At 36.9% G+C, this 14,134-nt stretch carries 13 protein-coding genes and 1 riboswitch; of the genes, 7 read left to right on the top strand and 6 right to left on the bottom strand.

Features of this window, described 5'->3' with window-relative positions; translation table 11 throughout:
• Positions 1–168 precede the first annotated feature (168 nt).
• Both chrA and HGD76_RS22610 read right to left on the bottom strand, forming a co-directional pair.
• The gene (chrA, locus tag HGD76_RS22615; RefSeq protein WP_168697103.1) at positions 169–1,359 is read right to left on the bottom strand and encodes a chromate efflux transporter; all 1,191 of its coding nucleotides are present in this window, start codon (positions 1,357–1,359) and stop codon (positions 169–171) included.
• Positions 1,352–2,329: a glycerophosphodiester phosphodiesterase gene (locus HGD76_RS22610; protein WP_168697102.1), complete on the bottom strand. Its 978-nt coding sequence runs from the start codon at positions 2,327–2,329 to the stop codon at positions 1,352–1,354. Before HGD76_RS22610 ends, chrA begins: the two co-directional genes overlap by 8 nt.
• 502 nt (positions 2,330–2,831) lie before the next feature.
• Here HGD76_RS22610 and ligA point away from each other — a divergent pair.
• The 7 genes from ligA (at position 2,832) to HGD76_RS22575 (ending at position 9,775) form a co-directional block, all read left to right on the top strand.
• Complete coding sequence (gene ligA / locus HGD76_RS22605; protein WP_168697101.1) at positions 2,832–4,877, top strand: NAD-dependent DNA ligase LigA; 2,046 nt, start codon at positions 2,832–2,834, stop codon at positions 4,875–4,877.
• Between the two features lie 101 nt (positions 4,878–4,978).
• Positions 4,979–5,527, top strand: coding sequence for a fasciclin domain-containing protein (locus HGD76_RS22600; protein WP_168697100.1), 549 nt, complete (start codon positions 4,979–4,981; stop codon positions 5,525–5,527).
• A gap of 258 nt (positions 5,528–5,785) precedes the next feature.
• Positions 5,786–5,925, top strand: a riboswitch (cobalamin riboswitch).
• Positions 5,926–5,992: 67 nt separating this feature from the next.
• Positions 5,993–6,733, top strand: coding sequence for an energy-coupling factor ABC transporter permease (locus HGD76_RS22595; RefSeq protein WP_233466958.1), 741 nt, complete (start codon positions 5,993–5,995; stop codon positions 6,731–6,733).
• Entirely contained in the window at positions 6,720–7,022 is a 303-nt protein-coding gene (locus HGD76_RS22590) for an energy-coupling factor ABC transporter substrate-binding protein (protein WP_168697098.1), read from the top strand. Before HGD76_RS22595 ends, HGD76_RS22590 begins: the two co-directional genes overlap by 14 nt.
• On the top strand, positions 7,019–7,831 hold the full coding sequence (cbiQ, locus tag HGD76_RS22585; protein WP_168697097.1) for a cobalt ECF transporter T component CbiQ: 813 nt from the start codon (positions 7,019–7,021) through the stop codon (positions 7,829–7,831). The genes HGD76_RS22590 and cbiQ overlap by 4 nt, the downstream gene beginning before the upstream one ends.
• A complete protein-coding gene (locus tag HGD76_RS22580; protein ID WP_168697096.1) occupies positions 7,806–8,636 on the top strand; it encodes an energy-coupling factor ABC transporter ATP-binding protein in 831 nt (276 codons plus the stop codon). The genes cbiQ and HGD76_RS22580 overlap by 26 nt, the downstream gene beginning before the upstream one ends.
• A 359-nt stretch (positions 8,637–8,995) precedes the next feature.
• Entirely contained in the window at positions 8,996–9,775 is a 780-nt protein-coding gene (locus HGD76_RS22575; RefSeq protein ID WP_148764705.1) for a hypothetical protein, read from the top strand.
• A 112-nt stretch (positions 9,776–9,887) separates the two neighbouring features.
• On the opposite strand, the gene HGD76_RS22570 is transcribed toward HGD76_RS22575, so the two are convergent.
• The 4 genes from HGD76_RS22570 to HGD76_RS22555 all read right to left on the bottom strand — a co-directional run bounded on the left by HGD76_RS22570 (position 9,888) and on the right by HGD76_RS22555 (position 14,125).
• Positions 9,888–10,904, bottom strand: coding sequence for an ABC transporter ATP-binding protein (locus tag HGD76_RS22570; protein WP_168697095.1), 1,017 nt, complete (start codon positions 10,902–10,904; stop codon positions 9,888–9,890).
• The gene (locus HGD76_RS22565; RefSeq protein WP_168697538.1) at positions 10,901–11,989 is read right to left on the bottom strand and encodes an iron chelate uptake ABC transporter family permease subunit; all 1,089 of its coding nucleotides are present in this window, start codon (positions 11,987–11,989) and stop codon (positions 10,901–10,903) included. The genes HGD76_RS22570 and HGD76_RS22565 overlap by 4 nt, the downstream gene beginning before the upstream one ends.
• Complete coding sequence (locus HGD76_RS22560; protein WP_168697094.1) at positions 11,989–13,200, bottom strand: ABC transporter substrate-binding protein; 1,212 nt, start codon at positions 13,198–13,200, stop codon at positions 11,989–11,991. Before HGD76_RS22560 ends, HGD76_RS22565 begins: the two co-directional genes overlap by 1 nt.
• A gap of 64 nt (positions 13,201–13,264) precedes the next feature.
• A complete protein-coding gene (locus tag HGD76_RS22555) occupies positions 13,265–14,125 on the bottom strand; it encodes a (2Fe-2S) ferredoxin domain-containing protein (protein ID WP_148764699.1) in 861 nt (286 codons plus the stop codon).
• Positions 14,126–14,134 lie beyond the last annotated feature (9 nt).

The raw sequence follows: 14,134 nt of genomic DNA, 5'->3' as shown, positions 1-14,134 counted from the left end.
GAATGTGGTTGTATTGAATATCTGGAAAAACTGGGCTTTAGTATCTTTGGGGATAGGTATAGTTTACCTGGTAGGTTGTACAAAAAAGCCGACGAATGCACAATTGCAAGTATGACGCAAAGAAGCAAGTAATCGCAATGCGGAAATTCTAACAGATAATTTATCTTCTTAATCAAGATAACCGAACATTAACGCACTCCAACCAATAATACCACCTCCTAAAATCAAGTAAGCAGCATTAATGCGGTAGCGAATTGCTAAAATTGCCGAAATAATAGAAATTCCTAAACCTAAAAAATCCACATAAGGAGTTTTTGGTAATATTAAAGTAGCTATTCCTAATTGAATTGTAGTTAATACCATTAACGCTACAGCACTCACATTGACAGCATCTAAAAAAGGTCTTGTCCAAGATGAATTACGAATAGGATTCATGAAAGGATTTAAAGCAGCAACAAGTAAAAATGAGGGGAGAAAAATTCCCAAAGTTGCCACAATTGCCCCCGGAAATCCAGCAATTATATAACCAATAAATGTCGCAGTAGAAAGTACAGGACCAGGAGTAAATTGCCCAATAGCAATAGCATCTAATAATTGTTGTTGTGTTAACCAACCGAATTCTTCTACTAATCCTCCTTGTAAAAATGCTATTAATAAATAACCACCACCAAACAGCACACTACCAACTTTGAGAAAAAATAAACCCAATTGCCACAAAGGTACAGATACATGATTATTTATAGCTGTATTCACAGTTGCAGTAGTTTGCAAAAATGTACTTGTAGTTAAACCAATTATCATTAAATTAATTTGATTACTACTGCGTAACCAAATCATTCCTAATATTCCTCCTAGCAATAAAGCCATAACTTCGTTAACTTTAGCAAACCAAGTGATTAAGCCAACTGCTATAGCAATGATGAGTAATTTTCGGGTTTTTACCGCTTTTTTCCCTAAACCCCAAATAGCATTCATAATAATTGCTAAAACAACAGGTTTAATTCCATAAAGTAAAGGTAAAACTTGGGGTAAAGTCCCATAATTGACATATAAATAAGCAAATAAACCTGTAATTAAAACCGCAGGGAAAATAAAACAAACTCCCGCAACAATTAAGCCTAACCATCCTGCATAAATGTATCCTATATGAATAGCAATTTCTGTGGAATTAGGTCCAGGAATTAAGTTAGTTACCCCTAATAAGTCTAAAAAATGTTCTTGTGTCAACCATTGACGACGTTTAACTACTTCATCTTCTATCATAGCAATATGGGCAACTGGTCCACCAAAACCAATAATGCCTAATTTGAGAAAAAGTTTAGCAACTTGAGTTAAGCGATTGAATGATAAATTATTCATTTAGTTTAACAGTTAAAGCTATATTTGGATAATCACTAAATACACCATCTATACCTAAACTAAAAAATATTTCATATTCTTTTTGCGGATTTCCTTGCAAGTCTAAAGGTAAGAAAAAATCCTCATTTCTAAAAGTCCAAGCATGAACTTGTAAATTAGCTGCATGAGCATCTATAATTAAAGATGTCGGTGATAATAATTTACCATAATTATCTCTAGGAATCAATAAGTTTTTATGTACACCTATTGCTTGGGCATATTCCGCAATTTCTCTTAACCCTTTTTGCGTTAATAAATCTGCATAAGTCCGAGGATCATTCTCAATCACAAAATCATAAGGTTTACCAATATTATTAATTAATTGCACTAAAGGCAAATCAGTTTTCTGAGATAATTCTTTGAGGTTACTAACTTCAAAAGATTGAATAAATATCGGTAAATTAATTTCCTGCAAATTCAATAATAAAGTGGCTTCTAATGGTAAACCAACAGATTGAAAATAACTGGGATGTTTGGTTTCTGGATAAATGCCAATATGGCGGCCAATTGTTTGACTTTTATGCTTTGCTAAATCAATGATTTCTTGAAAAGTGGGAATAGTAAATATGCCGTTATAAGCTGTATTTTGGGGACGAAGTTGGGGAATGCGTTCTTGTGCTGTTAAAGTTTTGATTTCTGCTATGGTAAGATCTTCTGTAAACCAACCAGTTTTAATTTCATCATCAATAATTTTCGTAGTTTTTAAATGAGCAAATTCTGGATGATTAGCAATATCGGTAGTTTCTGATATTTCATTTTCATGACGGGCAATCAAAATACCATCTTTAGTTATCACTAAATCAGGTTCAATATAATCAGCACCTAAATCAATTGCTAACTCATAACTTGCTAAAGTATGTTCAGGACGGTAGCCACTTGCGCCGCGATGAGCGATAATGATAGGGGGTTGATATGTAAAAGTTTGAGTCATGATTGCTTACTACTTTCCTTTTGACACTCCCCGGTCTAAAGACACGGGGATTCTTGGTTCAACGAGTCCACTTAGCTTAGACCCCTTGCGGTATCTAAGTCAGAGGTGGTTCTCTCCCCAAGCGTTAACTTTCCTCCTGCCCGGAGGTAGTTGCATTGCTGCAAATTTTGATTGAGTTTAAATCCTGTGTCGTCTAGCTCCCATGAAGATTTTACCTATTCGGAGGGCAGTCACTAGAACTATGGAATAGAACCCCATATCTTCAATTGTCAAGGTACAGATTGCCGTCAGGCATTTAGGTTTTTAGACAGGTTGATTACCTTTCCTGTTGCAAGTAAGTATAGCATAGTTCACTGGAGGCTAAAGCCTCTGGCTGGCTTTCATCCCTTGCCTCAAGGACAATTAAGTTTTTCCGCCACGCTCCAAAACTTAATTTCAAGGGTTTTCAGCCTATTTTCTTATAATTAAAGTCCCACTGTTATTATTTTTTGTTATGAAACTCATGATGTCAACTCAACCTGAAACCAAACGTATAGAAGAACTACGATGTTTGCTACAAAAAGCAGGCTACGCTTATTATGTTCTAGATGCGCCAATTATGGAAGATACGGTTTATGATCGGCTGTATCGAGAGTTGCAAGAATTAGAAACTAACAATCCCGAATTAATTACTGCTGATAGTCCGACTCAGCGCGTTGGGGAAAGACCTGCTACCCATTTTACCTCAGTCCGTCATAATATCCCCCTGTACAGCCTGGAAAATGCGTTTAATATTGAAGAATTGCAAAATTGGGATCAACGGTGGCGGCGACACTCACCAACTCAGTATAATGACGGAGATATAGAATATGTATCTGAGTTGAAAATTGATGGTGCTGCTTTAGCATTAACTTACGAAAATGGAGTTTTAGTCAGGGGGACAACGAGAGGAGATGGGGTAATGGGTGAAGAGATTACCCAAAATGTGAGAACTATTCGCTCAATTCCCCTGCGTTTGAATTTTGACGGTTTAGAAAATATTGCTAAAGTGGAAGTACGGGGAGAAGTGTTTCTACCTTTACAGGTGTTTAAAGAAATTAATCAGAAAAGACAAAAAGCTGGTGAACAAATATTTGCTAACCCGCGCAATGCTGTAGCAGGTACGCTCAGACAATTAGATTCTCGCATTGTCGCACAACGACAGTTAGATTTCTTTGCTTATACTTTGCATATTACGGGGTTGGATGATTCCAGTATTGCCAATACCCAATGGGAAGCTTTGGAATTATTGCAAAGACTTGGTTTTCGAGTTGATACCAACCATAAACTCTGCCATTCTATTGCTGAAGTTGTTGAATATTACCAATATTGGGATACAGAACGGCTGAATTCTCCCTATATGACAGATGGTGTTGTCGTCAAATTAAATACTTTTAGACTGCAAGAACAATTGGGGTTTACACAGAAGTTTCCCCGCTGGGCTATAGCCTTAAAATATCCCGCCGAAGAAGCCCCAACCCGTGTAGAAAAAATCACTGTTAACGTTGGCAGAACCGGGGCATTAACTCCCTTAGCGGAAATGTTGCCCGTACAATTAGCGGGGACAACAGTTTCCCGTGCTACCTTACATAATAGCGATCGCATTGAACAATTAGACATCCGTATTGGCGACACCGTGATTGTTCGCAAAGCCGGGGAAATCATTCCCGAAGTAGTCCGGGTAATCAAAGAACTACGTCCCGTTAATACCCAACCTTTCATTATGCCTTCCCATTGTCCAGCCTGTGGACAGCTAGTAGTCAGGGAAACTGGAGAAGCAGTTACTAGATGTATAAATGCTTCCTGTCCCGCCATTCTCAAGGGTGAAATTGAACATTGGGTCAGTCGTGACGCGTTAGATATTAAAGGTGTAGGCGAAAAGTTGGTGTATCAACTTGTAGATAAAGGCTTAGTCCATTCCGTGGCTGATTTATATGACTTGAAAATAGAAGACTTGTGTGCATTAGAACGCATGGGAAAAAAATCGGCGGAAAAATTGATCAATGCGATCGCTCAATCAAAAACTCAACCCTGGGCTAGAGTATTATATGGTTTAGGCATCCGTCACGTTGGCAGCGTCAACGCCCAATTACTCACAGAGAAGTTTACCACCGTCGAAGAGTTAACAGCCGCCAGACAATCGGATATTGCAGGTGTTTATGGTATCGGTGCAGAAATCGCCCAATCAGTCTATCAATGGTTTCGTACTCCAGCCAATCAAAGCTTAATTTCCCGTATCCAGGCTATTGGTTTAGAATTAGCAAACAGCGCCGAAGCTCAAGCTGTAGGCGAAATTAATCAAAAATTTGCTGGTAAAACCTTTGTCGTTACTGGCACATTACCAACTTTAAAACGCGATGAAGCCAAAGCTTTAATTCAAAAATCAGGCGGTAAAATTACTGATTCAATTAGCAGAAAAACAGACTTTTTAGTTGTAGGTGCAGATGCCGGTTCTAAGTTAGAGAAAGCGCGGAAGTTGGAAATTAGCCAATTGACTGAGGCGCAATTATTGGCAATGCTGACAGAATAGTTATCAACAGACATAAATTGTTAAATTCTGTTACAGTTTCTATTGTGAAGATAAATTAACAAGAATTTTCACATCTTAAACACTTTTAACCGTGAAAAACAATGAATTCCCTATTTACCAAAACAGTTAGTATTGCCATTGCGGCCACAACTCTTTTCGTCAGTGTTCCCGCTTTCGCTGGAACTAAGCCTGCGGCAAAACCTGCTACACCCCATACCAGTACACAGACTGTCGGGACAATTGTAGAAGTAGCCAGTGGTAACAGTTCTTTCACAACCTTAGTAGCAGCTATCAAAGCGGCTGGTTTAGTCGAAACCTTATCAGCCAAAGGACCATTCACCGTATTTGCACCTACCGATGCCGCATTCAAAGCGTTACCAAAAGGAACTTTAGAAAAACTGTTGCATCCAGAAAACAAAGCCACCTTAGTCAAGATTTTGACCTATCATGTAGTTCCTGGGGAAATTACTGCTAAAAGCATCAAGGCTGGTGATGTCAAAACAGTTGAAGGTGCTTCAGTGAAGATTCAAGTTAAGAAAGGTCGAGTCACTATAGGTAATGCTAAAGTTACCAAAGCAGATGTCAAAGCTAGTAACGGCGTAATTCATGTAATTGACAAAGTGCTGCTTCCCCCTGACGTGAAGTTGTAGAATTTTTTTCAAGCCAATAATTTGTGGGATGATTTGCAGAATAGTCTTGAGTTCTGGGGTGAGTAAATCAAACTCCAGAACCCATTGTTTTTACTGACGCGGTAAATTTCCAAAATGGTATTCAGTCTGTTGAGTTTCAACTTAGGTGTAACACAACTTTTAATGATTTGTAAGTAGTTAGGTAAATTGACACTAGATTTATTTTGCCACCTTGCAGATTAACAACGTGATATTGTGATTTATTTCTGATTCTAATGTGATATAGTTACCAAAATCGGTTCTGATGGGGAACAGCCATTGGACGTGAGGGGGAAAGTCTGGTGCAAATCCGGCGCTGTCCCGCAACTGTGAGCCATAATATGGTGAGTCAGGATGCCCGCCGATAAAAAAGAAAAGACGTTTATATAAATCTGCAAGGTACAGATGATATCTAGGAAAAAACCGGGGTTAGTTAATCTCATCTTCATGGCTGTTATTAGTTTTTACCTGGTAGTTAATTTTCCCAAACCTGCCTACGCAATGCACATTATGGAAGGGTTTTTACCTGTGCAATGGGCGATATTTTGGTGGGTTGTGTCATTACCATTTTTTATGTTAGGATTGCGGAGTTTGACTCGCATTACCCAAGCTAACCCAGAATTGAAACTTTTGTTAGGTTTGGCTGGTGCTTTTACCTTTGTGCTGTCAGCGTTGAAAATCCCTTCTGTCACAGGTAGCTGTTCTCACCCCACAGGAACAGGGTTAGGTGCGGTGCTGTTTGGACCCCTGACCATGACAGTTTTGGGTAGCTTAGTATTGTTATTTCAGGCTTTGTTACTGGCACATGGTGGATTAACTACCTTGGGTGCAAATGCTTTTTCGATGGCGATCGCTGGCCCATTCGCAGCTTATTGGATCTATAATTTCACAATGCGCCTGAGTGGTAAACAAAAAATCGCCATATTTTTAGCCGCGGCTTTGGCAGATTTACTCACCTACATTATTACTTCTATCCAACTTGCCTTGGCTTTTCCTGCACCTGTGGGTGGATTTATCGCTTCATTTGCCAAGTTCGCGGGAATTTTTGCTATTACTCAAGTACCCTTAGCAATTAGTGAAGGATTATTAACTGTCTTGGTTTGGAACTGGTTACAATCTTATAATCCTCAAGAATTGGAACTTCTGCAATTAATTAAGGGAAAAAATCAAAGTCATGAACCAATCTAAAAAAAGTTTAAATAACTGGTTTTTAATATTAGGCGTTTTAGCTTTAGCAGTTGCACCTTTAATATTTGTGCGGGGTGGTAAATTTGCTGGTTCTGACGACAAAGCCAAAGCCGCTATTACAGAAATACAACCGGAATATAAACCTTGGTTTAAATCAATATTCGAACCAGCCAGTGGAGAAATAGCTAGTTTACTATTTGCTTCTCAAGCGGCGTTAGGTGCGGGAGTAGTTGGTTATGCAATAGGTATTTATAAAGGACGTTCCCAACAGCCAAAACGTGAAGAATGACCCTACAACTAGATACTTTAGCTTATACTAATCAACTGAGAAGATTACCACCAGAACATAAACTTATTTTTGCATTGACGACTCTGATTATTTCTCTTTGCGCTCATCCTTTAGTCCAAATCTTGATAGTAATTTGGATGAGCATTTGGACAGTAATTTATGCAAAAATTCCGGTTGGTGTTTATTGGCGATTGTTAATGTTTACCATAGTTTTTTGTTTAACAAGTTTACCAGCACTAATGGTAAATGGAGTTGCAATTGCTGATGTGCAAATTGTCCAATTAGACTCATGGTATGGAATGACTTTTGGACAATTCTATCTTTACATCAGTCGTAGTGGTAGCATTCAAGCATGGGAAATTGTCACTAGATCATTAGCCTCTGTTTCTTGTTTATATTTTCTCATGTTAACTGTCCCGTTCACAGAAATTTTGCAAACTTTACGTTGGTTGAGATTTCCAGCACTTTTAACTGATTTGCTATTACTAATGTATCGGTTTATTTTCATTTTGCTCAAAACAGCTAATGAATTATTGACAGCACAAAACTCTCGCGGTGGCTATTGTAATTGGCAAACTAGCATGAAAAGTTTAGCATTATTAATTGGACAATTATTACAGCGAACTCTACAACAATATAGTCAATTTTCTCTAGGATTGCAAGCACGAGGCTTTGCTGGTGAATTGCGATTTTGGCATCCCCGACGTTATCGTCCATCTCCACGATATATCATTGAAGCAATTTGTGGCTGTGTATTATTAATAGGATTAGAAATTTGCCAAAATGCAGGAATATTTACTCGAATTTGAGCAAGTACATTACACGTATCCAGGTTCACAAAGGCTACAACAATCAGCTTTGAATGGGTTAACCATGAAGATTCCTTCTGGAAAAAAGTGTGCCTTAATTGGACAAAATGGTTGTGGAAAAACCACACTTTTCTTATTAGCTAATGGACTTTATAAACCAAATTATGGTATTGTCAAATGGTGTGGTAAACCATTAATTTATAATCGTCAACATCTCAGTAAAATTCGCCAAAAAGTTGGTTTAGTATTTCAAGATCCAGAACAACAATTAGTAGCTTCTACGGTTGAGGAAGATATTTCTTATGGTTTGTGTAATTTAGGTTTACCCACAGCAGAAATTCAACAGCGAGTAGAACAAATATTGGATGAATTTGAATTAACCAATTTAGCAGAAACACCAGTACATCATCTCAGTTTAGGGCAGAAAAAAAGAGTTTCTATTGCTGATATTATGGTACTAAAACCGCAACTTTTAATATTAGATGAGCCAACGGCATATTTAGATATTAAACATACTCGTAATTTGATGAAAACTCTCAAGAAAATTCATCAACATGGTCATACTTTATTAATGGCCACTCACGATTTAGATTTAGTCTATCGCTGGGCAGATTGGGTTTTTGTCATGGATAAAGGACAATTGATGCTAGAAGGAACACCAGAAGATGTATTTAGCCAAAGTCTACTTTTAGAAGAATTAGAGTTGGGTGTACCATTAATATATGAAATGCTAGTTAATGGGTTATCTCCTGAAGAGGGAATAATTATAGAACGAGTCCGACAACGAATATTAAAAGATGGTTGAAAATAGATTTAACCGTAATATATTTTTGTGCATATATTGTAGGTTGGGTTAAGCGACAGCGCAACCCAACAAAGTTTCAAAAATGTTGAAAGCACAACTCAACAAAATTCCGACAATGTTGAAAGTACAACTCAACAAAATTCCGAAATGTTGAAAGTACAACTCAACAAAATTCCGAAATGTTGGAAATACAACTCAACAAAACTCCGATAATGTTGGGTTTCCTTGCGTCAACCCAACCTACTTGTAGGTTAAATGTCAAAAGACAGTCTGTCAAACATTTTTTAATTCTGTTAATAAAATAAAAAGGAGATGATTTATAGTAAATTAGTTAATTAAAATCTCTGTGGAAATTGGATATGCAGCTTCAAGAAGTCCCTAATATTGCAGTCATTGTTGGTGAAAATGCCGTTACCCTTTCTCAACTACCTTCTGTGTGGCAAGATATTGCTAAAGGTAGAGCAAATGTTAAACTCAGTGACCCACAAATCTATGTGGAAATGGCGCAGTTGTTTCAATATAAACTGCAATATGGTGATGTTGATTTGTTTAATGAACGTCCCCATTTATTTCATTTAAAACGCTCATTTTCCGAGTTATTTGGGCAAATGGCACGAGAAACTCTAGAATTTTATGGTCATGATTTTATGGTTCATAATTATCCGAACTTTGCAGAAGTTGTACGTAATTTTGAATCAAAGGGTTCTGAATACAGTAATGAACTCAAAGTGGCACATATTGGACTAGAACTTTTCCGGGAATTTGGTTATGATCTACCAGCAAGTTTTTATCATGTTCATTTAGCTCCAATTTATCGAGATCATGTATTTGAAGAAAGAGCTTTAAGATTTGATCAACGGGATATAGAACATAAACGTTCTTGGGATGCTATCCTCCACGCAGGTAAGGTATTTGCAATCCAAATGAAAGTGCAAAGTATAGCCTCCAAATACGGTTTTACCTATCAACATGGCTGTGGTTGTAACTCCCATTTATCTTCCATTGATGAATCTTCCGGTGCATTTGCGTATGAATTAAGTGCAGAAAAACGTCAACGCTGGATTCGGAGTTTTATCTGGACAGCTTGGTATGAGTATGCAATATTTCCCATTGTGCCAAATACCAGTTACCTGATTTAATCAAAAGACAATTTCTTAAAGAGGTGGGAGATTTACATCTCCCATTCATGATTTATCTAATGTAACCGCTCAATAATCCAAGCTTTTCAAGACTTAACGGGAAAAGTCAGTACTATCTAATGATGTTCAAAAATTTAATTACTTCAGACACAGAATAATATATAGAAACATCCCTATTCTTGGTAATTTGCCAAACAAATTGTTCAGGACTAGAAATAACTTCTACTGTAATTTGTGCAGATTTACCACCTTGTAAAACTGTAAATCCTACTCTTTCTAAGGCGCGAATTGTCCAAATAGCAGCAACACCTTCACCTATTAAATTAACTGTTCCTTTTTCAGGTATATGCAGATTAAATTCCCCAGAAAAAATATTAAATTCCACACCTTCACTGCGGAAAGTATCAGCAAATGCACCACTTAATATCAAATCTTCTGGTGCGCCAACGTGAAGAATACCATTAATTCCTAACAGCCAAATTTTATCAGCAAGGCGCAAAGCTAAATCTAAATCATGGGTAGAAAGCAAAATTGCTTGATTTGTATCCCTTGCTAATTGACGTAACAATTGCATAATTTCCACCCGGCGTGGTAAATCTAAAAATGCTGTTGGTTCATCCAATAACATCACCATAGGCGACTGCGCTAAAGCCCTAGCAATCATAATTTTCTGTCGTTCACCATCACTTAATTCGCTCACATTCCGTTGGGCTAAATTTACCGCTCCCACAGATTTCATCGCCCAATTAATAATCTCCTCATCTTCAGGTGTTAACTTTCCCCACCAGTCAGTATAAGGATATCTGCCCATACTCACCAAAGCGTAAGCTGATAACATTCCCACATCAATTTTTTCAGTCAATACCAAACTTAAAAGTTTTGCTAATTCCTGTGGTGGTAACTTGTAAATATCATTTTCTAAAAGTTTGACTTCCCCAGCAATTGGTGGTTGCATTCCTGCCAGAGTTCGCAATAAAGTAGACTTACCAGCACCATTAGGACCAAGTAGACAAACTAATTCTCCTGTTTGCAAAGATGTAGAAATATTAGATGCAACATTCCGAGTAGTTTTCTGGAAAGTCTTATAACCAATAGTTAAATTATGAGTTTTCAGAATTGAGTTACTCATGACGGAAAAGATTTTCTAGAGTTACGTTGTAGAATTACCCAAGTAACAACAGGAGTTCCTATCAAAGCAGTAATAGCATTTAAAGGTAAAACCATTTGATTTATCAGAATTTGGGAAACCAAATCAGCAAATAAGGCTAAAGTTGCTCCCATAATAATAACACTAGGAATTAATATCCGATGATCTGAAGTATTAAAAAGACTGCGGCAAAGATGGGGAATTGCTACACCTAAAAATGCTATTGGTCCACAAAAAGCAGTAATCGCTCCTGCTAATATAGAAGCACTGCTAATCACAGAAAATCTAGTTTTCTGCACTGTCAACCCTAAACTGTGTGCATAAGATTCACCTAATAAAAGTGCATTTAAAGATTTTGATTGCAGCACAGCAATTAATAAACCTACACAAATAACTGGAGTTAAAATAGCTAATTGTTGCCAAGTTACCGCAGTGAAACTTCCAAAAGTCCACATTATATAACTTTGAATCCGTTCTTGTGAACTAAATTGCAACAAAATACTTACCATTGCACTTGTCGCATATCCAAATAATAAACCTAAAATTAATAAAGTCATTGTATCTTGTACACGACGAGAAACAACTAACATCAATCCTAATACTGAAGCTGCACCAAAACTTGCCGCTATGACTAAACTAAAATCACCAATCATTCCTAAATCAGTTAATAACGTCGGTACAGTCAAACTTGCTGTCAGTAAAACCAACGCTACTCCTAAACTTGCACCAGAACTAATTCCTAATACAAAAGGACCCGCTAAAGGATTTTTAAATAGAGTTTGCATTTGCAAGCCACTTACCCCTAAAGCTGCACCAGCTAACGTTGCAGTTAAAGCTTTAGGTAAACGAAATTTAAGAATAATATTTGTCCATGTTGTCTTTTCTGCTTCTTGTCCCAGCAAGATATTCATAACCTCATGAATGGGAATATTCACAGCCCCAAAACCTAAATCCAGTAAGAATGCCAAAATTAAACATAGTAGTAAAATCGAGAAAATCAAATATTTCTTATTAATAAATTTCCAGAGTAAAAATTTATTAATAACCTCATGCTTTTTGATTAACATCATTTATTCACTTTTTGATAGTAAAATAGGTTATGATTAGGTAATATTTCTGGATGAAATATTTTAATTAAATCAGATAAAACCACATCAGGGTTACTAATACCACTTTGCCAGTAGTCATTACCACCATTGGGACTAAGGCGAGCATTATTATTATAGAGATTTCCTTTTTTGAAAGCATGAAAATCACCATAACGATTATCTTCAGTCACAACATCTTTTAAACTGTTCCAAGATTGTCTAAGATTCAACCAATAATCAGCATTAGCAGCCCGTTCAAAAACAGCTTCAAAAGATATAGGTAAACTACCAGAAGATTTATCCTCACTCCAAAGATAATTTGCACCTGCGTCGGCTAGATATTTAGCCACATAACTATTACCACCTGGTGTATACCAAGTCCCTTTAAAATTGAAGCCTACAAACACAGTCGGACGATTTTTAACAGCTTTAGCTTTAGTAGCAATATCTTCGTATTTCTTAGCAATTGCAGCAAAGATTTTTTCCGCCTCTTCCTCCTTATTAAAAAATAAAGCAGTAAACTTTAACCATTCACTTCTTCCCAATGGTGTATCTTCCATATATTCAGCATTTATCGCCACCTTTAACCCAGCTTCCAACAACTTAGGAAAACTATCAGTTTGTTGATTTCCAGTACCAAAAGTGGTAACTAACTCAGGATTAAGTTCTAAAACTTTCTCCACATTCACAGTAGAATTATTGCCAACAGATACCACCTTACCAGCCTGGATTCTGTCAATAAAATCTGGTGTAGTTACTTGTTTAATATCGCTAACACCGATTAACTTATCAACAACATTTAACTTAGAAAAATGTGGTAAATGAGTTGTAGAAAGAGAAATCACAGAACTTACAGGTGTAGTAAATATTTGGGATTTCTCGAACCCTGGTGGTATTGGTGTACCGCATTGAACCAAAACATATTTAAAACCTGTTTTAGCATCTTTCCAGGGATTTTTAATCGTCACGACTTTGTAGTTTTTATAATATTCAACTGCAAAACCGATAGCATGAGTAACCTTCACCTTATTGGGAAAATAATCAACATTAGAATCATACTTTTGAACACAGCCATTACTAACTGAACTAACAACCGGACTATTCTGAGAACCTTGACAAGAAACAACCAAAACAGCAACTAAAAACAACTGACATAGAAAAATAATAACCTGAGACTTCCTAAAAACCATCTTCCATATTTCTCTTTGTGCCTCTGCGCCTCTGCGTGAGAAAATTACCCCAGAAAAACACCAACTAAGGATATATATATTCAACAACCTTATTCCCCTCAACCAAATGTTCCTGTACAATTCTTTCTGCAACTTCCGGCTTAACACGACTGTACCAAGTTCTATCAGTAGAATGATAAACAACAGGCCCTAACTTACAAACCTGTAAACAACCACTTGTTCTCACTTCCAAATCTAATTCCGCCTTCTCAACAGCAGCCTTTAAAGCCTCAAAAGTAGGTTGCCATTTTCGAGAAGGATAACAACGTCCAGAAGTGCAAACTGCAATATAGGCACATTTGAGAGGATTTTTAGTAAAAGGAATGGGCTTTTTACCTAATACATAAACATCTCTAAGTTCCTGATAAAAATCCAACTTTCTAAAATCAGCCTTACCTTCAGGAAGCAAATTTTCATCCTCTACATAGGGATTAGGTAAAAATATCGTCATAGCCTTTTCACCAGCACCATTCCAAAATTGAATACCCCAACTTCTGACTTCTCCTTCGGGATTTATTCTTCTATAAAATGCACCCTTATTAATCAAACGTTGCTGTCTTACTTCGATAGAAGTTTCAGCATTGGGACCACCTAGAGTTTCCTCAATACATAAATGAAAATGCCAATCTCTAGTAATAACAGTTAAATATCCATCATAGAGAACACATTTTTTAGGTGCTTCATGAAACTCCAACTCTAAAACACTACCTTGTTCCAAATGTCCCAAACCAACTTGATGCCAATTTTCATGAAATAAAGTATAAGCTAAACAAGCCAGAACATCACCTTGACAATCAAAAAACTCATACTCAATTTGCCAATCATTTCCCGTAGCTTCAATTGTTTTTTCATTTACTGGTGTTACCCAACAATTAAAATCAGCCATAAAAAACTC

The sequence above is a fragment of the Dolichospermum flos-aquae CCAP 1403/13F genome (assembly GCF_012516395.1).
Lineage (GTDB): Bacteria > Cyanobacteriota > Cyanobacteriia > Cyanobacteriales > Nostocaceae > Dolichospermum > Dolichospermum lemmermannii.
Note: the sequence above shows the minus strand (reverse complement) of the source record. Positions and strands in the feature narration are given on the sequence as shown.

What these genes read in the sequence shown, in the direction of transcription:
- chrA (WP_168697103.1), bottom strand. Translation starts at nt 1,359, where the DNA reads ATGAATAATTTATCATTCAATCGCTTAACTCAAGTTGCTAAACTTTTT.
- HGD76_RS22610 (WP_168697102.1), bottom strand. Translation starts at nt 2,329, where the DNA reads ATGACTCAAACTTTTACATATCAACCCCCTATCATTATCGCTCATCGC.
- ligA (WP_168697101.1), top strand. Translation starts at nt 2,832, where the DNA reads ATGATGTCAACTCAACCTGAAACCAAACGTATAGAAGAACTACGATGT.
- HGD76_RS22600 (WP_168697100.1), top strand. Translation starts at nt 4,979, where the DNA reads ATGAATTCCCTATTTACCAAAACAGTTAGTATTGCCATTGCGGCCACA.
- HGD76_RS22595 (WP_233466958.1), top strand. Translation starts at nt 5,993, where the DNA reads ATGGCTGTTATTAGTTTTTACCTGGTAGTTAATTTTCCCAAACCTGCC.
- HGD76_RS22590 (WP_168697098.1), top strand. Translation starts at nt 6,720, where the DNA reads ATGAACCAATCTAAAAAAAGTTTAAATAACTGGTTTTTAATATTAGGC.
- cbiQ (WP_168697097.1), top strand. Translation starts at nt 7,019, where the DNA reads ATGACCCTACAACTAGATACTTTAGCTTATACTAATCAACTGAGAAGA.
- HGD76_RS22580 (WP_168697096.1), top strand. Translation starts at nt 7,806, where the DNA reads ATGCAGGAATATTTACTCGAATTTGAGCAAGTACATTACACGTATCCA.
- HGD76_RS22575 (WP_148764705.1), top strand. Translation starts at nt 8,996, where the DNA reads ATGCAGCTTCAAGAAGTCCCTAATATTGCAGTCATTGTTGGTGAAAAT.
- HGD76_RS22570 (WP_168697095.1), bottom strand. Translation starts at nt 10,904, where the DNA reads ATGAGTAACTCAATTCTGAAAACTCATAATTTAACTATTGGTTATAAG.
- HGD76_RS22565 (WP_168697538.1), bottom strand. Translation starts at nt 11,989, where the DNA reads ATGTTAATCAAAAAGCATGAGGTTATTAATAAATTTTTACTCTGGAAA.
- HGD76_RS22560 (WP_168697094.1), bottom strand. Translation starts at nt 13,200, where the DNA reads ATGGTTTTTAGGAAGTCTCAGGTTATTATTTTTCTATGTCAGTTGTTT.
- HGD76_RS22555 (WP_148764699.1), bottom strand. Translation starts at nt 14,125, where the DNA reads ATGGCTGATTTTAATTGTTGGGTAACACCAGTAAATGAAAAAACAATT.